Raw genomic sequence first — 25,531 nt, 5'->3', positions numbered from 1 at the left:
GCTGCGCAGTCTGGCTTTTCCGTATGCGGAACAGCTTCATCATGTCACTCGTGGGAGCGCTTTCATTTTCATTTCCGACGCGTCCGGCCCGGACGCGGCGTTGGTGGACGCGGTACGTCGCGCCCATGGCGCGGGCGCCGAAGTCGGGGTCGAGGACGAGGCCCGGGCGTCGGTGCAGGCCGCGACGCGGATCTTCAAGGCGTTCGCGGCCGGCCCGTCCGTGCCCCTCTCGGCCGGGTGGGAGGAAGCGGAAGGGGAAGCCGGGCGCGTACGCCACCAGGGGTTCGTGGCCGTGCGCGGAGCGAGCGGCGCCGTCGGCATCGCGGCTCCCGTGCTCACGGCGTCGAGCACGGCGGTGGGGGCCTTGGCCGTCACCGGCCCGCAGGGGCGGCTCCAGGTCGTCGGGGCCGTCTCGCACCTGAGGGCGGCGTGCGCCGCCGTCTCCCGCGCGCTCCAACGGACCCCCGACATGGCGCCGGCCCATTGAAGGTCCGCTGAAGGCCCACCGATGGCCCGCTGAGGCGAGCCCTGTCGTACCCGTGCGGGCCCCCTCGTCGCACGGGTGCGGGAGGCCCCAGCGGACCACGACCCGGGGGAGCGGGTCATGCCGCCGCGGACACCGTGCCCGGACATGGGGAGGCGCACGTCAGGTCCGCCGGGCCGTGATCAGCGCCGGCGACAGCCGGGCCGCAAGGAACTCCGTCCGGGCCGCGTCCAGCGTGTCGCGGATGAGATCGGCCGACGCGGCCCCGTAGATGCCGGCCACACTGCCCCGGAAGATGCGCACGACCTTCAAACGGTCGGTGAGCAGCGCCACCGCCCACGGCGTCAGGTCCTCGCGGACGACATCCGCGAAGCCCGCGCGTTCCAGGTCCCGCAAGCGGTCGGCGAGCGGGGTCGTGAAGAATACCCCGCGCGGGTGAGTGACACGGAACGCCTCCGAGGGCTCTTCGCCACCGGGCGTCAGGCTCACCTCTTCGGTCAGGACGAGCAGGCCGCCGGGCCGCAGCAGCCGCCCGGCCTCGCGCAACACCTCGCCGGGTGCGGGGAAGTGCGCCATCGACCCGGTCACCCAGACCACGTCCAGCGAGGCCCCGGGGAGGGGGACGGCGGTGGCGGACGCGCAGATGTCGGTCATTCCGGTGCGGCCCTGCGCGCGGTTGATGTTCCGGCTGACCGCGCAGTGCTCGGGGACGAGGTCCACGCCGTGGGCACGCCGTACGGAGAGCCCGCCGGCGCTGATCTTGTCCGCCGTGTACCGGAGCGCTCCGCCGAAGCCGCTGCCCAGCTCACACACGTCCAGTGGGCCTTCGCCGTGGGCGAGCACCGCATCGGCGACCAAGTCGCAGCCCTGCGGCCCGAAGTGGCCCATCTGGTCGAGGCCCAGCAGACCGGTCGGGCCCTCCTCGCCGCTGAACTCGACGATGGAGCGTTCGGTGCGCTCCCAGTCGTGCAGCGCGGGGAACAACTCCCGGTGGTAGCGGAACTGGACTCCGCGCTGTCCGGTCGGCGAGCCCGCTCCGGCCGTCGCCCCCGGTGCGGGCCCGGGCCCCGGTCCGGTGTCGTGTTCGGCGGTGTGCGGGCCGGTGTCCGCCATGGTGACGCTCCTCGGTGGTCCGTACGGTGGTCGCCGCTCGGGGCGGGGCGACGGGAAATCGATCCTGGCCGCCGGCCCGGAAGCACTGGACTCCGGGCGCGCCAGAGGGTCTAGTGCCGTGCCGGGCGCCGTGACACGGCGAACCCTTCCGGTCACAGCACTAGTGAGGGTCCGGAGGCCGGAACTCGGCGGGTACGGCGGCGCAGACGGAGTCCAGGATCGCGAGGGCCTCCTCGGCCTCGTCGTCCGAGGCGACCAGCGGGGGGAGCAGCCGGAGCACCTCCGGACGGCCCAGGCACGGCGAGACCACGAGCCCCTTGCGGCCCAGCTCCATCAGCACGTCCCCGGCCGCCGCGGGAGTGGCGAACTCCACGCCCCACATGAGCCCCCGGCCCCGCACCTGCGTCACCAGTCCGGGGTGCCGGCCTGCGATCCGCGCCAAGCCGTCGGCGAGCAGCCGCTCCAACACGGCCCCGCGCGGGGCGAGTTCCTCCACGGCCGTGAGGGCCGCGAGACCGGCGGCCGCACCGAGTGGATGGCCGGAGAAGGTCGTGGTGTGGGTGAACGGGTCGGACGCCAGTGGCGCGTACAGCTCCGGCGTGGCCAGTACGGCGGACAGCGGCTGCACACCGCCGCCGAGCGCCTTGCCGAGGAGTACCGCGTCGGGACGCACCCCGGCGTCGGTACTCACCAGCCGTGGACCGCACCGGCGCAGACCCGTCTGGATCTCATCGGCGATCACGAAGGCGCCGTGCGCGTGCGCGGCGTCGGCGAGCGCCCGCAGGAAGCCGGGCTCCAACGGCCTTACCCCGCCCTCGCCCTGGACCGGCTCGACGAGGACGGCCGCCACCTCGTCCCCCGCGAAGGCCGCGGGGATCGCCGCCGGATCGGCCGCGATGTGGGTCACGCTGCCCAGCAGGGGCTCCAGACCCTGCCGGTAGCGTGCGTTCCAGGTCGCGGCGAGCGCCCCGAGGGACTTGCCGTGGTAGGCGCCCTCGATCGCGATCACCCGGGTGCGGCCCGTGGCGAGACGGGCCAGTTTGAGGGCCGCCTCGACCGCGTCGCAACCGTTGAGCCCCAGCCACACCTTGGTCAGCCGTCCCGGATCACCCCAAGCCGCCAGCCGCCGGGCCAGTTCGGCGGTCGTACGGTTGGCCAGGACTCGGGTCGACACCGGCATCGCGTCCAACTCTCGGCGCACGGCGGCCAGGACGGCCGGGTGGCGCTGCCCGAGCAGGGTCACGGCGTAGCTCCCGAAGTCCAGTGCTCCACGGCCGTCGGAGAGCAGCAGGCGGGCACCCTCGCCGCGCATCTCGATCGCTCCGGAACCGTTCATCCCGTACACCAGGGCCAGTTGCGGGGACTGGTGGCTGCGCGTCGCGTCGAGCGCGCCCCGGGCGGCCCCACGTCCGTCGCTCGCGGTCATGGGTTGCGTCCTCTCCTCGCCCGGCCGCGACGATCCGACGCGGGCGTGATGGGAATCCGTCCAGGGACGGTTCTATCGCTCCGCCGCGCCGCTGAGAAGTCACGTTCCGGCTGCCGGAACAGTCGTTGCCGGGACGGTGGAGCCCTGAAAGGCTGGGGGAGGCCGAGGGAGTTCCGATTTCGTGCCCGACGTGACCCGGAAATCCGGTGACGCCCTCCGAATCGCCTCCGGACGAACATCCGGGGACATCCCGACGCCCCGCCGGCAGCCGCATGGGAAAGGTGCACCGAACTCCATGGAGACCACTTCGGCACGTGCCGACGCATTTCCCGGTCCGGGATTACCGTCCGATCCGGGAATCCTGCCCGATCCGGCAATCCTGAAAGACCGCCTGGCCGCCTTTCTGGACGAGCGCGGGGTCACCTGGGACGCGGTGCTGCGGGAGGCGGACCAGGGAGTGGGCAGTCCGGCGCTCGCGGTCGCCGCCGGATCCGTGCCGGCCGGCTTCGGCAACCACCGCAGCGACCTCGACCTCTTCGTCCTGGTGGAGAACGACCGGCTCACCCGCTTCCCCATCCAGTCGCACGAGCACGGCACGCTGATCGACGTCAACATCCGCCGGGCGAGCGCCGTCCGCGACACCACGGCCGACCTGCGGAGCCGGCCCTGGCCCCGGTTCGACTCGGTCGGCGAATCCGGCTGGAACCACCGGCGGCGCGCCATCAACACCGCGAACCGACTCGCCCTGGGGCTGCCGCTCCTCGCCACCCCGCCCTGGGACGCCTGGCACGCCGACCTGCGCGGGCCCTGGCACGCCGACGTGGTGGAACAGTGGTGGACGGTGGAGGCACACCGGCTCGTCCAGGCCGCCCGCTGGCTGCTCGGCGCCAAGCCCATGGCGGCGGCGGCCCGCGCGCGGGAGGCGGTGGTCGCCGCGCTCAACGCCCGGGCGGCGGCCGGCGGGCAGGTCTACTTCCCCGCCAAGTGGGTGGGGGAGAAGCTCAAGGCGCTCGACGACGCCGAGGGCCTGGCCGTCCTCGGCGACGTACTGGCCCCACCCCTCGACCCCCGGGAAAGGGTCCCGCACTGCCTCGACCTCGTCCACGACCTGGTCGGCGAAGCCGCCCCGCTCCACGCGGTACTGCGCTGGTCCACCGGTGTCGGAACGACCGTCTTGGACGACCGCACGATCGTGGACCGATGGCAGCTGCGCGCGCTGGAGGTCCTCCGGTCGGACCTGCCGCACGACGACAGCGACGCGATCGTCTGGTCGGGCCCCGCCGGCTCCGCACTCCCCGACGACCTGCTGCCCCTGTTCGCAGGCGACATGCTGTGGCTGGGAGTGGCCCACACCGCCCCGGAGGTACCCGCGTGACGCCGCCCGGCACCACCGTCCCGACCGGCCCGGCGGCGGGCGAAGCCGCCCCGACCGACCTGCGCCGGCTCCTCGCGTTCCGCGCCCACGGCGCCGCCCGCCTGCTGCTCGGCTGCCGGGCCCGCATGGAGGACATCGAGGGCGCCACCATCGCGGGCCAGAGCGAGGCCGCCGTGCTCATGGCCTACGAACTCGTACAACTGTCGCTGTCCGTAAGGGGCCTGCGCACCGAGGGCGAACTGAGCTACGGGCACGACGAGGCCGCCTCCGACCCCTTCGCCGGCGTCCCGGCCGACGAGGTCGAGGCGGGGCTGCTGCTCGCCGCGCGGGGCCGGGAGGCCGCGACCGGCGACCCCGCGCGGGGCGAGGAATGGCTGGACCGGCTCCGGGACCACCTGCGGGACACCGAGGCCCTGCTCGGATACCGCGAGCCGCTGCCCGACGTGCGCTCCGGCAGCGGTCTCATGAAGGGCTTCAAGCTGGCCCGCACCTGGCAACCCCACCTCCAGCGCGTCGGCCTCCCCGACCTCCTGCCGGAAGCGTGGACGCGCCGTGTCGACTGATCCCGTCCCCGCGACCGCCCCGGGAGGCGCGCCGCCGCTGGTCCTGCGCGGCGTCGGCAAGCGGTACGGCTCCGCGATCGCCCTGGACGACGTCTGCCTGCACATCGCCGAAGGCGAGATCGTCGGCCTGCTCGGACACAACGGCGCGGGCAAGACCACACTGATGTCCCTGGTGGCCGGGCTGCTGCGGCCCGACGCGGGGGAGATCGAGGTACTGGGCCTCTCCACGGCCCGCGAACCGCGCCGGGCGCGTCTGCGGCTCGGCCTGGCCCCCCAAGAGCTCGGCGTGTATCCGCCGCTGACCGTGAAGCAGAACCTCCGCTTCTTCGCTGAACTCGCCGGGCTGCGCCGCCGGGAGGCGGACCGGCGCATCGAGGAGGCCGCGGAGCCGCTGGGCCTCGCGGGCCTGCTCGAACGCCGTGTCGGCAGCCTGTCCGGAGGCGAACAACGGCGCGTGCACACCGCGATGGCCCTGCTGCACCGGCCGAAGCTGCTCCTGCTCGACGAACCGACGGCAGGAGTGGACGTCGAGACCCGGGCCCGGCTCATCGCACACGTCCGCGACCTGGCCGCCGCCGGTACCGCCGTCTGCTACTCCACCCACTACCTCGGCGAGGTCGAGGACCTCCACGCGAGCGTGGCCGTCCTGGACCACGGCCGTCTGGTCGCCCGCGGAACCATCACCGACCTGGTGCGCGACCACGGTGACGGAGCCGTGGAACTCACCTTCTCCGACACCCCGCCGCCCCTGCGCGTCCCCTGGCCGGTGACCCGCGCCGGCGACATGCTGCGCGTGCACGCCCGGGAGCCGCACCTCGCGGCCCCCGAGGTGCTCGCGGCGCTCGGCGACTCACTGCCCCGGCTGGTCAACCTGCGCGTACTCCGGCCCAGCCTGGAGACCGTCTTCCTCGCCCTGACGGGGCAGCGGCCCGGGACCGCCGCCTCAGGCCCTCAGCCCGACGGGGGCAGCGGGGACGGCCCGAAGCCGCCGGCCGGCCAGACCGTGGAGGCGGGGCGCCATGGGTGACGGGTCACCGGGCCGCATCGCCGCACTGGTCCGGCAGGACGTCAGACTCCTCCTGCGCGACCCGGCGCCGCTCGTCGTCCGCACGGTCATGCCCCTGCTGATCATGGGCTTCATGCAGCCGCTGTTCCGCGCGGCGCTGCGGGACGGCGACGTCAAGGACGCCACCGGAGCCGAACAGGGCGTGCCCGGGATGGCGGTGATGTTCCTCTTCTTCCTCGTCACCGTCGTGGGCTTCGCCATGTTCCGCGAGCACGGCTGGAACACCTGGGACCGGCTCCGGGCGGGCCCCGCGCGACCGTTCGAGCTGGTCGCCGGACGGATCGTCGTACCCCTGGCGGTCGCGGTGGTGCAACTGGCCGTGGTCTTCGCGGCGGGCGGCCTGCTGTTCGGACTGCGCGTGCGGGGCTCCTGGACCGCGCTCGTCGTGGTGGGGGTGCCCCTCGCCCTGTGCGTGGTCCTGGCCGGCATGGCGCTGGTCGCGCTCTGCCGCACCATCGCGCAACTCAGCGTCTTCGCCAACCTCCTCGCCCTGCTCTTCGCCGGCCTCGGCGGCGCGCTGACCCCGCTCTCCGCGCTGCCGCAGTGGGCCCGCCCGCTCGCCCCCGGCGTCCCCAGCTACTGGGCGATGCGCGGCTTCTCCACCGTCATCATCGACGGCGGCGGCGTGCGCGCCGTGCTGCTCCCGGCCGGCGTGCTGTGCGCGTTCGCGGCCGGCTTGACGGTCGTGACCCTGCTCTTCTTCCGGGTCCACCACCGCAAGCTCTCGTGGTCGTGAGGCCGTGCCGCCGAAGCCGCCACCCCCGCGACATCCGAGAGGAACACCATGCCCGCCGTCGTGGTCTTCGACTGTTTCGACACCCTCGTCCTGTCCCGCCCGCTCCCGGGCGCGGACCACTTCACCGCCTGCCTCACCGACGTACTCGCCCTGGATTCGCGGCAGGCGGAGGCCGTCGTGCGGACGGTGTTCGACGCCATCCTCACCGCACTGGCCGACCCCTGTGCGCCCCAGCCGCCGACCCTCGACCTGCTGGACACGGCCCTGCGGGAGCGGGGCGAACCACGGGAGAGCGCGGATCTGGAGGAGACGCTGTGGCAGGCGCTCGGCTGCGCCGACCCCGACCAGTACACCCTGTGCACGCCGATGGCGGACGCGATGTCCCGCGCCGCCGTCGCCGGCCACACCGTCCGCATCATGTCCAACTGCTACCTCCCGGGCCCCCTCATGCGAAGGCTCCTGTACGGCCTGAAGGTGCCCGAGGTGTACGACCGGGCCCTGTTCACGGCGGACGGCGGCCCGAAGAAGCCGGACCCCCGCGCATTCCGGCTCATCGGGGAGGGCGTGTTCGAACGGCGCGTGATGGTCGGGGATTCCGTGGAACTCGACATCGAGCCCGCCCGCGCACTCGGCTGGGACACGGTACGCGTGAATCCCGCGCACCCCGATCCGACTCGACTCCTGGCCCTCCTGGAACTCTGAGCAACAGTTCCTCCGTCGCCCGGGGAGAATTCGCGCCGGTTCGTGTTCCGCACAAAGAAACACTTGCTGATAAGACGGCCGCCGTCTGATTGTGTTCATCCCGTACCGATCGACGATCCGTACGGAACCGAATCCGAGGGGAGAGGCATGACCAATCCCGCCGCGGACGCGACGGAACGGGCCGACCACACCGAAGCCCCCCACCTGTCCCTCCTGAACGCCGGTTGGAGCACGGCCTGGACACCGGGACCGCCCCGCGAGGGAGCCTCCGGCGCCGACCGCATCCGGGACCTCGCAGCGAACGGCTACGCGGCCCTTCCGATCCCCCTGGAGTTCGGCGGCGCCGGCGCGAGCCTCGTCGAAGTGGCCGCCGCCCAGCGCGCGTTGGGCATGGTCGACCCGTCGGCCGCGATCGCGCTCAACATGCACGCCTTCACCGTCGGACTGATGGCCGACTACTGGCAGCGCCACCGGGACTCCAGCTGGATGCTGCTGGAGGGGATCGCCCGGACCGGCGCCCTCGTCGCGTCCGCGTTCGCCGAGCCCGGAGGCAGCCCCAACTTCATGAGCAGCCGCTCCGAAGCGGTCCCCACCGGCAAGGGGTACCGGGTCTCGGGGACGAAGTTCCCCTGCTCCCTCGCCACCACGGCCACCCTCGTGTGCCTGACGGCCCGGGTCACCGGCACCGACGACACGATCCTCGCACTGTGCCCCCGCTCGTCCCCGGGCCTCACCGTCGAGGGGGAGTGGTCCTCGCTCGGCATGACCGACTCGGACACGGCCGGGCTGGTCCTGCGCGACGTGGAACTGGACGACCGGCTCGTCTTCCACCGGGGCCCCGCCGACGTCATCGACGACAACGTGATCTCCGGGATGGTCTGGTTCGCGGTCCTGCTGAGCGCCACCTACCACGGCGTCCTCAGCGGGCTGCTGGACGTGGCGTACCGCCAGGTGATCCGGGCGCAGGCCCACGGCCCGAGGACCGCCCTCCTCGGCCGCGCCACCCGCGAACTGCTGACCCTCGGCGGATCCTGCCGCCAGCTCGCCGCGGACGTCGCCTCCGGCGCGGTCGCGGGCCGGGCCGCGCTGGCCGCGGCCGTCGGCCTTCGGGCCTCGCTCAGCGACACCCGCGACCGGGTGCTCGCCGCCCTCACGCCCGTCATCGGCAGCCGCCTGTACGGAAAGGGGCAGCCGGCCGCCTCCCTCCTCGTCGACTCGCTCGCCGTCCACCACCATCCGCCGTCCCTGCTGACGTGCGACGACGTGGTCGGAGCCTTCTGTACGGGACGTGAGATCAGCTTCGATCCGGCCGTCTGAGCCGGCCGACCCCCTGCCCGAAGGAGACACGCAGCCATGCCCCACGTCGAGGTCAACCTGCCCATCAAGGCCCCGGCCGCCGACGCCTGGCGTGCCGTCACCCGCCTTGAGGACTACGCCGCCTACATGGAGAACGTCGAATCGGTGACCGTGCTCGGCGCATCGGAGAGCGGCACCCGCACCAGCGAGTGGTCGGTGCTGCTGAAGGGATCCGTGCTCGAATGGGTGGAGGAGGACGAACTCGACGAGGAGAAGCGGGTGATGTCGTTCTCCCAGGTGTCCGGAGACCTCGACGAGTTCACCGGATACTGGCGCGTCGACGACAGAGGCGACGGCACCTCGGTGGTCGTCTTCTCGGTCGACTTCGAGATCGGCATACCCCTGCTGGCCGACATGCTGAACCCCGTCGCCGCCAAGGCCCTGCGCGAGAACTCCGAACACATGCTCCGCGCCATCGAGCGGCGGATCACCGTCTCGTGACCGACCACCCGCGCGTCCTGGTCACCGGGGCCACCGGAGCCGTCGGCGGTGCCGTGATGCGCGCGCTCACCGCGGCGGGTCACCGCCCCCACGGCGTCAGCCGCCGCGGGGGCGCCGGACCCCGGCAGCACGCCTGGCAGGCCGGCCGGGAGGCTCCACCGCCCGCCCTGCGCGGCCCGTGGGACGCGGTGGTGCACTGCGCCGCCGACACCCGTTGGAACCTGCCCTTCGAGGAAGCCGAACAGGCCAACGTCGCCCCGCTGCGGGCGGTGCTGGGCCTGACCACCCCGCGGACCCACCTCGTCCACCTGTCCTCCTCCTACGCCACCGGCCTCGCCGGGGACACCGCCTCGCCCGACCCGGAGGCGTACCGCAACTCGTACGAGTGGTCCAAGGCGGCGACCGAACGGCTGGTCCACGCCGAACGGGAGAGCGCCGACATCGTCCGCTTCCCCGTGGTGATGGGCGCCCGGGCCGACGGACTCCTGGACCGGTACAGCGGCTTCTTCTGGCTGCCCACGTCCCTGTGCAGCGGCGCCGTCCCGGCGATGGTGGCCGAGGAGAAGGCACTGCTGGACATCGTCAGCACCGACGACGTGGCCGAACACGTCACACGGCTCGTCGGCGGCGACCCACCGGCGGGCACACGACTGTCGATCCTCGGCCGCGGCGACCGGGCCCAGCCGGTGGCCGAGGCCTTCGAAACGGTCCGCGCCGCCCTCAACACCTGGCGCGCCCGGCACGGGGTGCCCCCGCTGGAGCGCCTCCCGTCCATGACGCCCGAACAGTGGAACCGCTTCTACCTGCCCTTCGCCGAGGAACACCTGGACCGGGCGCAACTGCTCCGGGTCACCGCGTTCCGCGCCTACCAGGGCTACCTGTCGGTCACCGAACCGTTCGAGGTCACCCACCGGGTGCCCGACACCGCCCTGGTGCTCCACCGCTCCATACGCCGCTGGGCGCAGACCCACGCGAGCGCCGCCCGCAGGATCCCCCGACCGTGGCGGACCTGACCGGTACGCACCGCGGACACGGCGCCGCGGGAAACCGCCCGAAGGCGCAGACCGGCCCGCCGGGCCAGGAGTGTCGCCGTTCGCCCAGGAAGGAAGAACCCGCCATGAGGAACATACGTGTCGCGCTCGCCGGTACAGGCAACTGCGCATGGAGCTTCGCCCAGTTCGTCGCTCTGGCCCAGGCCGACCCGGACACCAGGCTGCCGGGACTGATGTGCCACACCCTGGGCGGCTACCGGCTCGCCGACGTCCGGATCGTCGCGGCGTTCGACGTGGACGAGGCGAAGGTCGGACTGCCCCTCGCGCAGGCGTTCACCGCCCCCGCCATCTCCGCCACCGGCTTCACCGCGCTCGGCGCCGACCGCGACGCCCCGGTCCTCCCGGCGCCCGTGCTCGACGGCCTCACGGGCCCGCTCGGCGCGGTGATCCCGATCGCCTCCGCCGCACGCGACGCCACCCCCGAGGACGTGGCCAAGGCCCTCGTCGAGCACGAGGCCGACGTCCTGGTCATCGCCCTGCCCACGGGCGCCTCCCAGGCCATCCGGATGTTCGCCCAGGCCGCGCTCACCGCCGGTACCGCCGTCGTCAACTGCACCCCGGAGGAGCTGGCACGGGACGCGAACGTCAGCCGCAGGTTCGCGGACGCGGGCGTCGTCCTGCTCGGCGACGACCTGCGCAGCCATCTCGGAGCCACGTGCCTGCACACCGCCCTCATCGAACTGCTCCTCAGCCGCGGACTGGAGCTGGAGAGCACCTACCAGCTCAACGTCGGCGGGAACACCGACTTCCTGAACCTCGCGGACACCTCCCGCTCCGCCTCCAAGTTCACCTCCAAGGCCAACGCGCTGCGGGCGGCCGGGATGACCGACGTCGACGGGGTCGCGGGTCCCTCCGGGTTCATCGGGCACCTCGCCGACACGAAGCTCTGCTTCGCCAACGTCACGGCGAAGTCCGTGCTCGGCTCGCAGGTGCGCATCGACATCAAACTCCAGGTGGAGGACAGCCCGAACGCCGCCGGCGTCATCGCCAACGCCGTACGCGCCGCGAAGACCGCCGGCGATCGGGGCCTTTCCGGCGCGGTCGACGGCCCCTCCCCGCTGCTCTTCAAGAGCCCCCCGCACGGTCTGCCCGAATCCGAGGCCAGGACCGCGTTCCTGGACTTCGCCTCCTGAGCCGCCCCCGGTCACCGAACAGAGAGACGGTCCATGCTGTCCATACAACGCGACTCCCGCTCGGTCGAGGACCTGCCCTACGAGCTGGTCGAGCGCAAGGGAGTGGGTCACCCCGACACCATGTGCGACGCCATCGCGGAGCGCATGTCCCGCTTCTACTCCCTCCACTGCCTCAAGGAGTTCGGCGGGGTCGCCCACCACTGGTTCGACAAGGTCACGCTCTACGGCGGTGGGGCGGACACCGACTACGGCCGGGGCGAACTCACCTCGCCGTACCGGGTGATGGTCTTCGGGAAGGCCGCCTTCCGGGTGGGAACCGTCGAGATTCCCGTCCAGGAGATCGTCTTCCGCGCGGCCGCGGAAGTCCTGGCGGAGGTCACCACCGGCTTCGACGCCTCCCGCCACCTGGTCGTCGAACTCGGCGTCGTCGACCACCAGGGCTCGGGCCGCGGCCGCTCCCGCTACCAGCCCGCCTCGCCGCAGGACCTCGTACCCCTGCGCTCCGGCGGACTGGTGTCCAACGACACCAACCTGCTCCACGGCTACGCCCCGCTGTCCCGACTCGAGAGCGTGGTGCTCGGACTGGAACAGCTCGTCAACGGCGCCCCCTTCAAGCAGCGGCACCCGGATTCCGGCTGGGACGTCAAGGTGTTCGGCAGCAGGCGCCGGGACGCCTTCAGCCTCGTGGTCAACATGCCCTTCCTGGCGGCCCACATCGAGTCGATGGACCACTACCTGGCGCGCAAGGCCGTCGTGCGGGAGGAGCTGGAGAAGTACATCGCCTCCCTGGGCATCCACGACGTCCGGCTCCTGGTGAACGCCACCGACCGCAACGGCCGCCCCTACCTCACCGCCCTCGGGTCCGTGGCCGACACGGGGGACGTGGGCGTCGTCGGCCGGGGGAACCGGGTCAACGGCCTCATCACCCCCATGCGTCCCATGAGCATCGAGGCGCCGGCCGGCAAGAACCCCCTCGACCACACCGGCAAGATCTACAACGTCATGGCCATGCGGCTGGCCCAACAGGTCCACGAGGAGTTCGGCGGACCGGCGCAGGTGCACATCTTCACCTCCAAGGAAGCCCCGCTGGAGCACCCCGACGAGGTCGTCGTGACCACCCCCGACGCGGACGAGCCGGCCCTGCGCGCCCTGGTGGAGTCCACCGTCGCGAGCTCCGCCGACCTGACGGTCGAGCTGATCGAGAAGGGCATCACGCTGTGGTGACCGCCCGACAGGCCCGCGACCTCGTCACGCGGGCGCGCGCCGGCGGACCGCGCGCGGACACCGGACCGGCCCCGACCGCCCCGCCCGCGACCGGCAGCCACTTCGTGGTCCTGGTCAAGCCGGAGGTCATGACACCGTCCGCGGCGCCCGAGGCGGCCGCGGAAGCGGTACGGGTGCTCGGCGAGGCGGACGTGGACGTGCGCCGCGCGGCCGTCGTCCCGGCGGGGGAGTTCGCGCGGCGCGGGTACCTGCTCCTGCACTACCCGCGCCTGCACCGGCTGGCCGCCGACGGGCCCGCGGTGCTCACCTCCGGTGCCCGGCGGGAACTGCGCTCCCTGATGGGCACGACGGGTACCGGCGAGGCCTTCGGGGCCTACGAGGCGATGACCCGGGAGGTGGACCTCACCCCGCAGGCCCTGGACGAACGCTGCCGGGACGCGGGCATCCACAAGCTGGGCTCCGGCTCGTACGCCTCGGTGACCGAGCTGGACGGCCGCCCGGTGATCGTCCTGAACGGCTTCCTGCCGGCCCTCGCCGAGGGCTACACCGGGTCCGGAGCACTCGTCGGACTCCTGGAATGCCACAGCCGGCGCGAGATCGACGCATTGCGCGGGGAGGTCCTGGGAGAGCTCCATCCGGCGCGGGCGGCCCCGGACTCCCTGCGGGGCGCTCTGGGAGCCCTGGCCCGGAGCCGGAGCATCTCCGTCTCCGAGGGCCGCAACGCCGTCCACCTGTCGGCAGGCCACCTGGAGGGCATGTTCCAGGCCTGGCGGTACTTCACGGCGGCCGACGGACGCGGCATCGAAAGCACCGCCTTCGGCGCGAGCCTGGCCGAGCGGGGCGTACCGGCGGCGACGTTGGCGGAGCTCGCCGCCGACCACAACCTCACCGAGGACTCCGGGGAGACCTTCTCGCCGCACGGCGCCACCGAGGGGCTGCGCCGCGACGACGCGCTCGACCACGTACGCGCATGGGCCACCGGAAAGGGGCTGGGGACGACATGAACACCCTCGAACGGGGGCTCGCGGGACGCACCGCAGTGGTCACCGGCGGCGCCCAGGGCATCGGCGCCGCCGTGGTCGCGCGACTGTGCGCGGAGGGATGCCGAGTCCTCGTCCTCGACAAGAGCGCCGAGCACGGCCGCGCCGCGGTGAAGGAGTGGCGCGAGCTCGGCCACGAGGTGAGCCTGGCCGTGGGCGACGTGGTCGACGAGGAGTCGGTACGGGCGGCCTTCGCCGGTCTCCCGGCCGGCTGGTCGGCGCCCACCCTGCTGGTGAACCTCGCCGCCGGCTTCGTCTTCAAGGGCCTGGACGCGACCCCGCAGGAGTGGCACGCCGCACTCGACCCCACGATCGTCGGACTGTCCCTGGTCACCCGGGAATTCGTCGCCCGACTGCCGCAGGACGCGGCCGGGGCCGCCATCGTGAACATGGCCTCCATCTCGGCGCACATCGCGCAGAGCGGATACCTGACCTACAACACCGGCAAGTCGGCGGTACTGGGCTTCACCCGCTGCGCGGCCCAGGAACTGGCCCCCCGGGGCGTACGGGTCAACTCGGTGAGCCCCGGGACGGTGTGGAACGCCAACAACGAGCGCTACCACCGCGAGGCCCTCGGCCTCGACCGTGCGTCGGCCGAAGCCGCCCCGGACCACGGCGGGAAGTTCCTGCTGCGACGGTTCGCCGACCCGGAGGAGATCGCGGCTCCGATCGCGTTCCTGCTGTCCGCCGAGGCCGGCTTCATCACCGGCACCGACCTGCCGGTCGACGGCGGATACCTGGCGGTGTGAGCGGTGATAGACCTGCACACCCACCACCAGCGCTGCGGGCACGCCACGGGATCGCTGCGCGACTACGTCACGGCCGCGCTCGACCGGGGCGTCAAGGTCCTCGGACTCTCCGACCACACCCCGATGTTCAAGGAGGAGGTGGACCAGGCGCTGCCCCGCGTGGCGATGCCGAAGTCGCAGTTCCCCGCCTACATCGCCGAGGCGCTCGCCCTCAAGGAGGAGTTCGCGGGCAGCATCGAGATCCTCGTCTCCACCGAGGCCGACTTCTTCCGCGGGAGCATGGACGCGTACACGAAGGAGCTGAGCGCGTACCCCCTGGACTACGTCATCGGTTCGGTCCACATGTTCGAGGGCCGGGACATCTTCGACGTCACCCGCTGGGAGAGCGTCGAGGAGGACGACCTCGGCGCGGTCAAATCGCGCTACTTCCGGGAGATCGCCGCCTGCGCCCGGTCCGGCCTGTTCCACGTCATGGGCCACGTGGACGCGCTGAAGGGCAACCACCCCCGGCTCGGCTCCGTTCCCGCGCCCGCCGCCTCCGACGAGATGCTCCGCGCGATCCGGGACTCCGGCGCCGTCATGGAGATCAACACCTCCGGCGGCACCAAGATGTGCGGCGGCTGGTATCCCGAGTTCGACCTGCTCGAACGGGCCCATCACTTCCGGGTCCCGATCACCTTCGGCTCCGACGCACACGTCCCCGAACGGGTGGCCGACCAGTACCCGGAGGTGGCCAAGGTGCTCGGGGAGATCGGGTTCCGGACCTGGACCGTGTTCCGCCGCGGCGCCCCCGTGACCCGCCCGCTGTTCTGACCGCTGCCGCGGTGGCCGCTTCGGCCGCCACCGCGACACCCCCGCAGGATGTTCCCGACCGTTCCCCGTGGAGTCCCCATGCTCGTCAGTGACCTCGTATCCCGTGACCCGGACGGGGCGACCACCCGGTTCCTGCGCGTCCGGGACCAGACGTTGAAGATCGTCACCAATTCGCCCGAGGCCGGCGGCCTGGTCTCGGAGACCTTCTGCCCGCCGGGCATGCTCGGCGTCGCCGAGACCGACGGAGAGGAGGCCCCGGACCTCGTGATCGCCGACGTGGCCCGGGACCCCTCCACCGTGGCCGAGTTGCTCCGTCGGTCGGCCGAGACGGCCGTACGGGGCGCGTACGAACTCACGCGGCACTACCGACAGCCCCGCTTCGACGCCGAGGGCCACACCGTCTTCGTGCTCCGGGACCAGAACTCCGACGAGGTCGCCGCCCTGATCCGCACCGAAGGGCGCATGACCCTCCTGCGCCCCCGGTCCGGGCTGGGGGACCGGTGGCTCACCCGGATCATCCGCGACGTGGCCACCAGGATCGCCAAGGCCGAAGGCTCGCTGGTCCTGCACTCCTCCGCCTTCGTGTACGACGACGGCGCCTACCTGGTGATCGGTGACTCCGGGGCCGGCAAGTCGACGACGGCCATCGCGCTGGCCCGGCTGCTGCCCTCGGCCGGCTGGATGGGCAACGACCGCATGCACCTCGACCGGCGCGGACAGGGCTACCAGGTGACGGCCTGTCCGCTGCCGCTCGCCGTCAACAAGGGCTCCCTCGACGTCATGGGCATCACCGACTTCGGATCCTGGTCCGTGCGGGCCGGCTTCCCCCAGGCCGGATCGGACTGGGACCGGTTCCAGGGCGAGGACAAGCTGAAACTGAGCTCACAGGAAGTCGGCCGGTACCTCGGGGTCCGCGTCGTGCCGAACGCACCGCTGGCGGGAGTGATCCTGCCCCGTGTGGACCGCGAGGCGGACTACTCCCTCGCCCCCGCCAGTGCCACCCACGCCACCGAGGTGATCACCCGGAACTGCTTCTCCCTCGACGACAACCTGTACGGCGAGGACTGGCTGAACGTCCCCGTTCGGCGGCGGGCGGCGCCCCCCTCGATCGACGCCTTCCTGGAACACCTGGCGAAACTGCCCGTGTTGCGCTGCTCCGTGGGCAGCGCGGCCGATGTGGCCCGGCTCGCGGCCGACTTCGAGGACCGCGTACGCACGTGAGGGCGTCCGCCGGAACACGGTTCAGCGCCCGCCCGCCTCCAACTCCGAGGCAATCTTGGCGACCAGGTCCAGATTCCCGCGGAAACGCGTCCAGAAGCGCAGCACCCAGCCGAGGTACCAGGTGCCCAGGCTCGCGTCACGCCGCCCCAGCAGGGTGACGTGGCCGTGCCTGGGCAGGAACCACAGGGCGCCGAGGAGGGCCAGGTCACGGGCGTCGGAGTACGGGATGTCCAGACGGGCGTGCAGCCGGCCGAGGAAGAGGCCCGTCGCCTTCGGGTCCAGCGCGAAGTCCCCCCGCCCGAGGCGGCAGGAGAGCCACAGCGCCTTGCCCGCGTCGGCGGGCCGACGGGAGAAGCCGGCCTCGTCCCAGTCGATCACCGTCAACCGGCCGGTGCCGTCCGATATGAGGTTGCGGCCGTGCAGGTCGCCGTGGTGCACCAGCAGCCCCTCCGCGCTCGTCAACCGGGCCGCGCCGTCCAGAAGTTCGCCGAGGTGCGCGTCCACGGCGCGGCCCAGCCCCCGCCACTCACCGGTCAGCAGCGGGTCCACGAGTGGGCGCTCCGACGGAGCCCCCTCCAGCCACGGCGAGGCGTAGTCCCCGACCAGCGCGTCTTCGGCGCGCACCCCCGCCGCACGCGCCGCCAGGTCGGCGAGGACGTCCACGACCCCGCCGATGTGCCGCCGCGCGTCGTCCGACGGCGTTCCTGGCGCGTACGGACGCACCACCACCAGCCGGGGCCGCTCCGCCCCTTGGAAGCCCAGGTCGAGCACCGGCGGGTACCAGGGCATGCCGCGCAGGGCGGAATCGACGCGGCCGATCCGCCGGAACTCCGCGGCGCAGGAGCGCTCCGCGCAGTGCACCTTCACCGACAGCACCCGGCCGCCCCAGGTCACCCGGTAGGAGGCGTTGAGGCCCCTACCGTCGAGGAGTTCGGCCTGCCCCGCGGCGATGAGCTCGACGACCTCGGGGACGGTGGGCGGCGCGGCCCCCGTCACGAGGGCCGGCCCGCCGCACCGCCCTCGAACCAGTCGGTCACCGCCGTGACCAGCTTGTCCAACGGCAGGGCGCTGTCCAGCCGCAGCACCGGACACGTGAGCCCCGCCAGCCAGCGCTCGTCCTTGGACCTTCGGCCCGGCACGTCGGTGTCCTCGTAGCGCTTCGCCCAGTCCATGAAGTCGTGGTGGGCCGTCTCCAGCTCCCCGCCCGAGCCGATGTTGTCGCCGTACCGGACGACCTCACGGCGCATCAGCCGGTCCATCCGGACCTTCGGGTCGATGGTCAGGAACACCACGCCGTCGACCTGCGCGATCACACCGTCGCCCCAACCCCGCAGCGTCCCGGACAGCACCCAGGCGGCGCGCGGCACGAACAGCGCGTCCATCAGCGCCAGACGTGCCTCGGCGGGACGTTTGTGGATGTACGGCGGAATGGTGGGCAGCCACAGGTAGTCGTCCACGTCCGCGTGAGCCGCCGCCCACAGGGTCGCGAGCGCGCGGCCGAGCGTGGTGCTGCCCGCCCCACTCGGCCCCGTGACGAGCAGTCGGTGCGTGTGCATCCGACGCCTCCCCTTCCTCGGGTGTCCCTTGACCGGGCGCACCAGACTAACCGGCCGACCCGTCGTGCGACACGGCGCACGGGAAGCCGGGCCGCGTCGCGCCGGCCCGGAACCGGGCCCGGGGTACGGACAGATCGCCGAGCGGCGGCTACGCTCGCCGCCATGCCGAATGCACTCGTGTCCGGTGTCTCCCGGGGCCTGGGGGTCCACCTGTGCCGTGCGCTCCGCGCGGCCGGCTACCGCGTCCTGGGCGTGGGCCTGTCGCCCTCGCCGGGCGGCGACCACGTCGACGACTACCGGGCCCTCGATCTGCGCGAGCCGCTCGCCGACGACCTCTTCGCCGCCGAGGACGTCGACGTGCTGGTCGGCAACGCGGGCGTCTACCTGGACGATCCCCGCGGCGGTTACGGCGACCTCTTCTCGCTCACCGTCGACGACCTGCGGGACACCTTCGAGGTCAACCTGTTCGGTACCGCCCGACTGGTCCTGCGGTACGCCCCGCAGATGCTCGCCCGGGGCTCGGGTCGGATCGTCTGCGTCTCCTCCGGCATGGGACGCCTCCAGGACGCGGACGGGGCCTCCTTCGCCTACCGGTCGTCCAAGCTGGCCGCCAACTCCCTGATCCTCTCCGTGGCCCGACACTTCGCCGCGACCCCCGGTGACCTGGCCTCCTTCGCGTACTGCCCCGGCTGGATCCGTACCGAGATGGGAACGCCGGACGCCCCGAACGAGCCCGCTCCGGCCGCCGCCGACCTGGTACGACTGCTCGGCGTGCCCGCCGCACGGTCCAACGGCCGGTTCTTCCGGGGGGTCGACGAACTGGGCTGGGACACGCGCGGGCCGATGGTGTCGGAACCCGACTGAATCCCATGTCCGTTCCGCTCTGCGGAATCGCCCGGGACAGGCCCGGCCGTCCTTGTCATGATCGGCCGTGACGATCGGGACCCGGCACGGCGCGGGCCCCCACCCAGACACGGGGGTGATATGCGACATGACATCGAGCGCACCCACGCACCGGTACACCGTCCGTTCACACGTCGACAGCACCGGCCTGACGTGCTCGCCGTCCGTGGCGCGGCACATCGACCGCCTCGCACGCCCCTACCTCTCCCTCGAACCGGGCCCCTGCCCACCCGGGGCCTGGGAGGTCGTCGCCGACACCGAGCCACCGGCGAGCGCCCTGCCGGAAACGGTCACCGCGCAGGGTGAGTCGAGCCTCCACTACGCCGTCGATCGCGCCCGCAAGACCCTCTACCACCTGGCCCCCGAGGGCGAGGCCTGGGCCACCCAGTCCCTCCTGCGGGCGACCCGGGCGATCCACCGCTCGACGGCGAGCCGACAGGGCATGCTCTTCCTGCACGCCGGACTCGTGGAACTGGACGGACTGGGCGTCGCCCTCGTCGGCGGCAGCCGGTCCGGCAAGACCACCTTCGTCATGGCGAGCGTGCTGCACGGCGCGGGCGTCATGGTGTGCAACGACGACGTGAGCCTCACGGCGCAACCGGACGGGAACGGGGTCCGCGGCGTCGGGTGGCCGAGATCCGTCTCGGTACGGCTGGACACCCTGGACCTGTTGTTCGGACCGGAAGCGGCGCGAGCGGCGCGCTCCTCGCTGACGCATCCCGCCAACCAGACGCTGGACAGCCTGCGCGAATCGGGCGTCGAGGAGCACGGCACGGCCCTGATCTACCCCTGGGAGTACGCGAACCTGCTGGACACCCGCATCGGCCGATCGGCAACCGTCGACGCGATCGTCCACCTCAGCCTCGCCGACGACCCGTCGGAGACCGGCGCGGCGGACGTACCGCCGGCCGAGCGCGCCGGCCTGCTGGAGCGCCACGTCCTGGGCCTGCCCAACAAGCACCTCAACATCTTCGGCCACGCACCGGACGACGCCGCCGCCGGCCGGACCCGTGACGCCCTCGCGGCGCTTCCCACCTTCCGTTTCCGGTACGCGTTCAAGGACGCCAGCCGCGAGGTGGTCCGGCTCGCCGACCACCTCCGCGCCCGCGTGCCGGCGCCCGCACGCTCCCCGGAGCACCGACTCACAGACCGAGCCGCACCGGCCGGTCCGGGGCGCCACCGGTGAGCAGGGCGGTGAGCGGGGTGCCGAGATCGCGCGGGGCGAAGAGGTCCGGGCCGCGGTACCCGACGATCTCCGGCGCCCGCCACCACCGCGTGCCGGTGATGTTCTCGGCGGCGAGCTCCTCGGCGGTCAGCTCCCCGCGCGGGGTGAAGGCCGCGACGCGCACGAGGTAGTAGTCGTTCACGGCGCCGTCGTACCCCCGGCTGACGTCGGGACGCACCACCTCCTGGTGCCACACGTGCGGCGGATCACCGCCGGTGAGGGCGAGCCCCACCTCCTCGCGCAACTCCCGGCGCAGGGCGTCGAGCGGGCCCTCGCCCGGGTCCAGGCCCCCACCGGGCGTCGCCCACAGGACGAGCGCTCCCGCCGGCTCGCGCAGGTGGAACCGGCACAACAGGACGCGGTCCTCCTCGTCCAACACGATCGCGCGCACCGAGTGCCGAAGCTTCAGCGAAGTCACCGGTACACCGTACGCGCCGCACGGGTGACCGCGTCCGGTTGCCCGGTTCCACCGCTTCCATCCGGCCGGCCACCGGCCGGGACATCGCACCCAGAACAGAGAGGGGAAGGGCAGCCGTGCTCTCCTTCCGTACCCACGTCGCCGCGGTCCCCGGCATGGACGACTTCGACGAGGAGGCCGTCCTCGCGAAGATCCACCTCGCCGACGACGACATCCTGATGCTGTCCGGTTCGCTCGTGGACGGCTCGGGCACCCCGTCCTCGGACTTCGACTTCTGCGTCATCGCCCGGTCCAAGGACGACAGGTTCCACCGCGACACCTTCCCCCGCGAGCAGCACATGCGGTACTACACCAGCGGCGACCGGGTGAAGGCGAGTTTCGACTACCTGCCCCACAGCCTGCTCGGCGTGGACGTCGAGTACTGGACGGTCCACGAGGTCGCCGCCATGCTCGCCTCGCACGCGCGGCTCTACGCCCAGATGCGGACCCGCGCCCGCAAGTCCTCCGGCTTCGCGGCGTCGGCCGTCGACTTCCGCGTCCTGTCGCGGCTCACGTACGGGATCCCGCTCACCAACGTCCCCGCGTTCGCGGAGCTCACCGCCGAGGTGCGCCCCGGGGAGGTGGCCTACACGGCCTTCCGCGCGGCCGTCGGCAGCTACCCCGACTTCCGCGACCTGGCCGGCATGTGGGCGCAAGGAGACCACACCTCGGCGCTGATCGCGGCGCGCAAGCTGGGCGTCGACACCTTCCGGGGCCTGACACACGTCCACGGCAACACCAACCGCAACCCGAAGTACCTGGCCCGCTTCCTCGCCCGCCTCCCCGTTTCGGCCGAACTGGCACACCGGTTCGTTGAGTTGAACGCTCTCGGCATCGGGCCGCAGGCCGATGCCGCCGATGCCGTCCTGGAGTGGCTCGACCTCATCGACCTCGCCTTCGCCGAGATCCGGGCCGGGCGGGAGAAGGCGGAGGCGTTCGTCGGCCGCGCGGACTTCCTCGGCCTGCTGAAGGAAGAACTCCACGAGAGCATGACCTGGAACGCCGAGATCTCCAACGAGTACTGCTTCCGCGCCCGCGAGGTCGAGCCCGGCCTGCCGTCCCTGCGCGAGCTGCTCTCCGCCATGACCGCCCGCGAGGCGGCTCCGCACCACCTGCCGCTCCAGGAGTGGGCGAAGGGCCGTACGGCACCCGTCGGGGAGAACAACAAGTCCGCCTGAGGGGGCCGCGCCAGGCCTCCGTCGACCACCTGGGGGAGACACCCTTGTGCCGGATCTACGGCCACTTCGGATCCGATCGCGACGTGCGCGCGATGGAGGCCGCGCGTGACGCCCAGCTGCCCGGCGGCCCCGACCGGCAGGCCCACGTCCGGGGGGAGGACTGGGGCCTGGGCTGCAACCGCCTCGCGATCCAGGACCCGTCGCACGGCCGCCAACCGTTCACCAACGCCGACGGCTCGGTGCACGCCGTGTTCAACGGCGAGATCTACAACTTCCGCACCATCAGGCGGGAACTCGCCGCGCACGGGGTGCACGTCGACGGCGACTGCGACGGCTCCGTCCTGCTTCCCTACTACGAACTGCACGGCGACCGCTTCGTGGACCGGCTCGAAGGCATGTACGCCATCGCCCTGGTGGACCTGCGCTCAGGGCGCAGGCTGAAGCTGTGGAGCGACCCGCTGGCCGTCAAGAGCCTCTACTACGAGGCCACTGCCGACGGCGTCACCTTCGCATCCGAACCGCGCGGCCTCGCCGCCCTGCGGACGAGCCGCCCCGACGTGGATCCCCACGCCGTCGACCACTACCTGAACTGGCAGTGCCTGCCGCCCGGTTCGTCGCTGTACACCGGTGTGTCCGCCCTCCGCGCGGGCGAACACCTGGTCCACGACGGCCACGCGACCGTCCTCCGAGCGGGGCGACACACCGAGACGCCCCCGCCCGACGGCACCTGCACGCCCGCCCGCCTCGGCTCCCTGCTGACGGGGGAGGTGGAGCGAATGTCACTGCAGTCCGCGCCCGTGGCCGTACAGCTCTCCGGAGGCCTCGACTCCGCCGTCCTGGCGACCCTGCTGGGCCGCCGCCGCACCGACGTCACCGGCTTCCACGTGACCCACGAAGGCACGCACCCGTCCGACGAGGAGACCTACGCGCGGGACGCCGCCGCGCACGCCGGCATCCCGCTCGAAGTGGTCGAGATCCGCGAGGCGGAGCTGCCCGAACTGATCCCGCCCATGGTGGCGGCGCTGGGCTCTCCCAACGCCACACCCCACGCGCTGAGCGCCCACGTCCTCTTCCGGGAGATCGCCCGGCGGTCCTTCCGCGTGTGCTTCGTCGGCGACGGCGCGGACGAACAGTTCGGCGGCTACCGCCGCTACAGCACCGCGCTCGCCGCCACCGACGACACGTGGCCCGAGCGCTACCTCGACCGGCTCTCGCTGATCCCACACGAGCGCTACCGCCGGCTCTACACGCCCGAGTACCGGGCGCTGCTCGACTCCGGCGGAAGCAGCCGCGCCCGCGCGCGGGAACTGCTCGGCCCGCCGGCCCCCGCACGCCTGGAGCAACTGCTCACCTTCGACCGGCTGCACAAACTCCCCGGCCTCAACCTCCGCAAGCTCGACCACCTCTCCATGGCCCACGGGATCGAGGGCCGGGTGCCCTACTGCCAGCCGACCGTCACCGACTTCGCACGCCGAACCCCCGACACGCTGAAGGCCACCACGGTCCGACGCAAAGGGATCCTGTGGGACGCCGGCGCCCCGCTCGTCCCGGAATCGGTGCGGACACGGCAGAAACAACCCTTCACCTTCCCCGTCGACGCTTTCCTGGCACCCGGCACCAAACTCTGGGAGTTCGCGCACGACGTGCTGTCCCGGCCCCGGCTGAGCACCGACGGATTCCTCAGCGGCGCCGCCGTCCGCGAAGTCCTGGACACGCACGCCGTCCGCCGCGACCAGGCCCGACTGGTGTGGGGCCTGATGATCCTGGAACTGTCCCTCCTGCCCCTTCCGTGAGACCCCGTCACCCGGGCGGCGCGCACGCGGTACCGTCCCGAAGCAGGGCAGGACCCCTTCAAGAGAAAGGTGCGCCGGTGCGCAGCATCCACGTCGTCACCCACCCGGAGGCGAGCCACCACGTCGAGGGCCTGGTCGGCGGATGGCACGATTCCACGCTGACCCCCGAAGGAGTGCGGGAGGCCGCCGCGATCGCCCGCGCCCTGCGGGCCGAGATCCCCGAGGGCGCCGAAGTCGAACTGATCTCCTCGGACCTCCGGCGGACCCGGCGCACCGCGCAGGAGATCGGCGGTCTGCTGGGTGTGGAGCCGGCCCTGGACCGCCGGCTGCGCGAGAAGTCGTACGGAGAGGCCGAGGGCAGGCCGCAGGAGTGGCTGGACAAGAGGTTCGTCCCGCCGCCCGCGACCGGCGACCGGATGGGTCACGACGAGGGCATCGAGGGATCGGAGACGCGGGCCGAGTTCGCCGGACGGATCTACGAGGCCATGGACGGGATTGTGACCCACCCGTACGAGCACCAGGTCATCGTGACCCACGGCTTCGCGCTGACCTTCGTGGTGGCCGCCTGGATCGGCATGCCGATCGACTCCCTCGGTCACGTCAACTTCCGGGTCGCCTCGGGCAGCATCACCCATCTCCGCGAGGACGACTTCTTCCACAATCGCCAGCTCGTCCGCCTCGGAGACACCCGCCACCTCGAAAGCTGACGACACGCGCGGCCCGCCGTACGCGCCCCGTCGGCGTCCCGAGGACCGGACACCCGGTCGCGCTGTCGGCCGTTACGGGCGGGACCGGTGGCGGGTCGAACGTGCGGCGCTGCGCCGTCGGAGGAGGTGGGCGCCGGCGGCCAGTGCCGCGACACTGGCGACGGCGGTGGTGATCACACCGGTCGCGCCGGTGCTCGGGAGCGAGGTCCCGTCGGCGTTCGTCTTCTGCCCGGTCGCTCCGGAAGTGGCGTCGTCGTCGGCGAACGTGGACGTACTGCCGGCGGGTGCGGCTGCACTGGCTCGCGCGGAGGCGGACGGGGACGGGGTTGGCGAGCCGGTGGAGGTGGGGCTGGACGAGGGGGCCGGGGAACCCGAGGGCGTTGCGGTACCGGGACCGGTCGGGCGCGGGTTCGCTCGGGAGCCGGGGACCGTGCCGGTGATGGCGATGTCGTCGATGAAGAGGATCGCCTCGGCTGCTCCGGCTCGCTTCTCGGGCCCCTTCTCCGGACGCCAGTTGGGCCGGTAGGCGCCGATCCTGAAGTGCGGCGGTTCGCCGCGGTGGTAGTTGTTGGCGCCTTGGTGCGTACCGACGGTGACGCCGTCCCGCGTGACGGCGATCGAACCGGGTGTGCCCGCGGAGGACCACGTGATGTCGAAGGCCCACCGGTTCCAATGGCCCGGCTGTGCCGCACCGAGCGGGATGACCGACTCCTGTATCGCCCCGCCGCTCATCCAGTGGACCTTCAGCTGCCAGTTGCCGCCGTGGACCGACAGCGCGACGACGGGCTTGATGCCCTCGCCGTCTCCTTGGGTGCTGAACCACTGCGCGACGATGGTGTCGAGGTCCCGCTCCTGCCAGTCGCCGGGAAGGTAGTTGGCGAAGCTGAAACGGTGGCTGCCCGCGTCAAGACCCTTGATGACCAGCTCGGATTTGAACGAGCGTCCGTCGTTGGGAATGTTGACGCGCGCGGCCTGACCCGACTTCCCGCCGGGCGCGGGCCCCACCAGAACGCGGCCGAAACCGTTGATCGCCATGAACGGCAGCTTCTGGGAAGGGGATTCGAAGTCGTACGAGACCGAGTCGGCCGCGGCGGCGGGGGAGGCGCCGCCCACGCCGGCGACGAACAGGGTGGCGGTGCAGGCGGCGAGGAGCCGGGCGGGGCGGTAGGCGAAGGACGGCGGCAGTGCGGTGGGCATGGGCGTTTCCTATGCGGAATA

At 72.4% G+C, this 25,531-nt stretch carries 26 protein-coding genes; 20 read left to right on the top strand and 6 right to left on the bottom strand.

Annotation, left to right across the window (positions count from 1 at the left end; translation table 11 throughout):
- Nucleotides 1-103: 103 nt before the first annotated feature.
- Nucleotides 104-487, top strand: a complete 384-nt coding sequence (locus OG906_RS01560) for an IclR family transcriptional regulator (RefSeq protein WP_267802691.1) — start codon at nucleotides 104-106, stop codon at nucleotides 485-487.
- Between the two features lie 159 nt (nucleotides 488-646).
- On the opposite strand, the gene OG906_RS01555 is transcribed toward OG906_RS01560, so the two are convergent.
- Nucleotides 647-1,597, bottom strand: coding sequence for a class I SAM-dependent methyltransferase (locus OG906_RS01555; protein ID WP_329439194.1), 951 nt, complete (start codon nucleotides 1,595-1,597; stop codon nucleotides 647-649).
- Nucleotides 1,598-1,757: 160 nt separating this feature from the next.
- The gene (locus tag OG906_RS01550; protein ID WP_329439192.1) at nucleotides 1,758-3,023 is read right to left on the bottom strand and encodes an aspartate aminotransferase family protein; all 1,266 of its coding nucleotides are present in this window, start codon (nucleotides 3,021-3,023) and stop codon (nucleotides 1,758-1,760) included.
- A gap of 295 nt (nucleotides 3,024-3,318) precedes the next feature.
- Here OG906_RS01550 and OG906_RS01545 point away from each other — a divergent pair, with 295 nt between their 5' ends.
- The 14 genes from OG906_RS01545 to OG906_RS01480 all read left to right on the top strand — a co-directional run bounded on the left by OG906_RS01545 (nucleotide 3,319) and on the right by OG906_RS01480 (nucleotide 16,494).
- Nucleotides 3,319-4,398: a hypothetical protein gene (locus tag OG906_RS01545; protein WP_329439191.1), complete on the top strand. Its 1,080-nt coding sequence runs from the start codon at nucleotides 3,319-3,321 to the stop codon at nucleotides 4,396-4,398.
- Nucleotides 4,395-4,961 carry a hypothetical protein gene (locus OG906_RS01540; RefSeq protein ID WP_267802687.1) on the top strand — a complete coding sequence of 189 codons (567 nt, stop codon included), beginning with the start codon at nucleotides 4,395-4,397 and terminating at the stop codon, nucleotides 4,959-4,961. Before OG906_RS01545 ends, OG906_RS01540 begins: the two co-directional genes overlap by 4 nt.
- Nucleotides 4,951-5,988, top strand: coding sequence for an ABC transporter ATP-binding protein (locus OG906_RS01535; protein WP_329439189.1), 1,038 nt, complete (start codon nucleotides 4,951-4,953; stop codon nucleotides 5,986-5,988). Before OG906_RS01540 ends, OG906_RS01535 begins: the two co-directional genes overlap by 11 nt.
- On the top strand, nucleotides 5,981-6,763 hold the full coding sequence (locus tag OG906_RS01530; RefSeq protein WP_329439187.1) for an ABC transporter permease: 783 nt from the start codon (nucleotides 5,981-5,983) through the stop codon (nucleotides 6,761-6,763). Before OG906_RS01535 ends, OG906_RS01530 begins: the two co-directional genes overlap by 8 nt.
- Before the next feature lie 48 nt (nucleotides 6,764-6,811).
- Nucleotides 6,812-7,465, top strand: coding sequence for an HAD family hydrolase (locus tag OG906_RS01525; protein WP_329439185.1), 654 nt, complete (start codon nucleotides 6,812-6,814; stop codon nucleotides 7,463-7,465).
- A 147-nt stretch (nucleotides 7,466-7,612) separates the two neighbouring features.
- Nucleotides 7,613-8,782: an acyl-CoA dehydrogenase family protein gene (locus OG906_RS01520; protein ID WP_329439183.1), complete on the top strand. Its 1,170-nt coding sequence runs from the start codon at nucleotides 7,613-7,615 to the stop codon at nucleotides 8,780-8,782.
- A 36-nt stretch (nucleotides 8,783-8,818) separates the two neighbouring features.
- Nucleotides 8,819-9,262 carry a type II toxin-antitoxin system RatA family toxin gene (locus OG906_RS01515; RefSeq protein WP_267802682.1) on the top strand — a complete coding sequence of 148 codons (444 nt, stop codon included), beginning with the start codon at nucleotides 8,819-8,821 and terminating at the stop codon, nucleotides 9,260-9,262.
- Nucleotides 9,259-10,275 (top strand): NAD-dependent epimerase/dehydratase family protein, encoded by a 1,017-nt coding sequence (locus OG906_RS01510; protein ID WP_267827109.1) that lies wholly within the window; start codon nucleotides 9,259-9,261, stop codon nucleotides 10,273-10,275. The genes OG906_RS01515 and OG906_RS01510 overlap by 4 nt, the downstream gene beginning before the upstream one ends.
- Nucleotides 10,276-10,379: 104 nt before the next feature.
- A complete protein-coding gene (locus OG906_RS01505) occupies nucleotides 10,380-11,447 on the top strand; it encodes an inositol-3-phosphate synthase (RefSeq protein WP_267802680.1) in 1,068 nt (355 codons plus the stop codon).
- Nucleotides 11,448-11,480: 33 nt separating this feature from the next.
- The gene (locus OG906_RS01500; protein ID WP_329439175.1) at nucleotides 11,481-12,671 is read left to right on the top strand and encodes a methionine adenosyltransferase; all 1,191 of its coding nucleotides are present in this window, start codon (nucleotides 11,481-11,483) and stop codon (nucleotides 12,669-12,671) included.
- Nucleotides 12,668-13,675, top strand: a complete 1,008-nt coding sequence (locus OG906_RS01495) for a hypothetical protein (protein WP_329439173.1) — start codon at nucleotides 12,668-12,670, stop codon at nucleotides 13,673-13,675. The genes OG906_RS01500 and OG906_RS01495 overlap by 4 nt, the downstream gene beginning before the upstream one ends.
- Nucleotides 13,672-14,460, top strand: coding sequence for an SDR family NAD(P)-dependent oxidoreductase (locus tag OG906_RS01490; protein ID WP_329439171.1), 789 nt, complete (start codon nucleotides 13,672-13,674; stop codon nucleotides 14,458-14,460). Before OG906_RS01495 ends, OG906_RS01490 begins: the two co-directional genes overlap by 4 nt.
- 3 nt (nucleotides 14,461-14,463) lie before the next feature.
- Nucleotides 14,464-15,273: a histidinol-phosphatase gene (locus OG906_RS01485; protein ID WP_329439169.1), complete on the top strand. Its 810-nt coding sequence runs from the start codon at nucleotides 14,464-14,466 to the stop codon at nucleotides 15,271-15,273.
- A 78-nt stretch (nucleotides 15,274-15,351) separates the two neighbouring features.
- Entirely contained in the window at nucleotides 15,352-16,494 is a 1,143-nt protein-coding gene (locus tag OG906_RS01480; RefSeq protein WP_329439167.1) for a hypothetical protein, read from the top strand.
- Between the two features lie 21 nt (nucleotides 16,495-16,515).
- On the opposite strand, the gene OG906_RS01475 is transcribed toward OG906_RS01480, so the two are convergent.
- Entirely contained in the window at nucleotides 16,516-17,490 is a 975-nt protein-coding gene (locus OG906_RS01475; RefSeq protein WP_329439165.1) for an aminoglycoside phosphotransferase family protein, read from the bottom strand.
- Nucleotides 17,487-18,050, bottom strand: coding sequence for a hypothetical protein (locus tag OG906_RS01470; RefSeq protein ID WP_329439163.1), 564 nt, complete (start codon nucleotides 18,048-18,050; stop codon nucleotides 17,487-17,489). Before OG906_RS01470 ends, OG906_RS01475 begins: the two co-directional genes overlap by 4 nt.
- A 162-nt stretch (nucleotides 18,051-18,212) precedes the next feature.
- On the opposite strand from OG906_RS01470, the gene OG906_RS01465 reads away from it, so the two are divergent.
- Both OG906_RS01465 and OG906_RS01460 read left to right on the top strand, forming a co-directional pair.
- The gene (locus tag OG906_RS01465; RefSeq protein WP_329439161.1) at nucleotides 18,213-18,914 is read left to right on the top strand and encodes an SDR family NAD(P)-dependent oxidoreductase; all 702 of its coding nucleotides are present in this window, start codon (nucleotides 18,213-18,215) and stop codon (nucleotides 18,912-18,914) included.
- A gap of 127 nt (nucleotides 18,915-19,041) precedes the next feature.
- Nucleotides 19,042-20,139, top strand: coding sequence for a hypothetical protein (locus tag OG906_RS01460; protein WP_329439159.1), 1,098 nt, complete (start codon nucleotides 19,042-19,044; stop codon nucleotides 20,137-20,139).
- On the opposite strand, the gene OG906_RS01455 is transcribed toward OG906_RS01460, so the two are convergent.
- Nucleotides 20,096-20,596, bottom strand: a complete 501-nt coding sequence (locus OG906_RS01455; protein WP_329439157.1) for an NUDIX hydrolase — start codon at nucleotides 20,594-20,596, stop codon at nucleotides 20,096-20,098. The genes OG906_RS01460 and OG906_RS01455 overlap by 44 nt on opposite strands.
- Before the next feature lie 116 nt (nucleotides 20,597-20,712).
- On the opposite strand from OG906_RS01455, the gene OG906_RS01450 reads away from it, so the two are divergent.
- From OG906_RS01450 to OG906_RS01440, 3 genes are all read left to right on the top strand, one after another.
- On the top strand, nucleotides 20,713-21,813 hold the full coding sequence (locus tag OG906_RS01450) for a hypothetical protein (protein WP_329439156.1): 1,101 nt from the start codon (nucleotides 20,713-20,715) through the stop codon (nucleotides 21,811-21,813).
- Nucleotides 21,762-23,606, top strand: coding sequence for an asparagine synthase (glutamine-hydrolyzing) (gene asnB / locus OG906_RS01445; RefSeq protein WP_329439154.1), 1,845 nt, complete (start codon nucleotides 21,762-21,764; stop codon nucleotides 23,604-23,606). Before OG906_RS01450 ends, asnB begins: the two co-directional genes overlap by 52 nt.
- 77 nt (nucleotides 23,607-23,683) lie before the next feature.
- Nucleotides 23,684-24,313 (top strand): histidine phosphatase family protein, encoded by a 630-nt coding sequence (locus OG906_RS01440; RefSeq protein ID WP_329439152.1) that lies wholly within the window; start codon nucleotides 23,684-23,686, stop codon nucleotides 24,311-24,313.
- 72 nt (nucleotides 24,314-24,385) lie between these two features.
- Here the strand turns inward: OG906_RS01440 and OG906_RS01435 are convergent, their stop codons facing one another.
- Nucleotides 24,386-25,510: a heparin lyase I family protein gene (locus tag OG906_RS01435; RefSeq protein WP_329439150.1), complete on the bottom strand. Its 1,125-nt coding sequence runs from the start codon at nucleotides 25,508-25,510 to the stop codon at nucleotides 24,386-24,388.
- Nucleotides 25,511-25,531 lie beyond the last annotated feature (21 nt).

The organism is Streptomyces sp. NBC_01426, assembly GCF_036231985.1.
GTDB lineage: Bacteria > Actinomycetota > Actinomycetes > Streptomycetales > Streptomycetaceae > Streptomyces.
The sequence above is the reverse complement of the archived record's forward strand: the minus strand, read 5'-3'. Positions and strand labels throughout refer to the sequence as shown.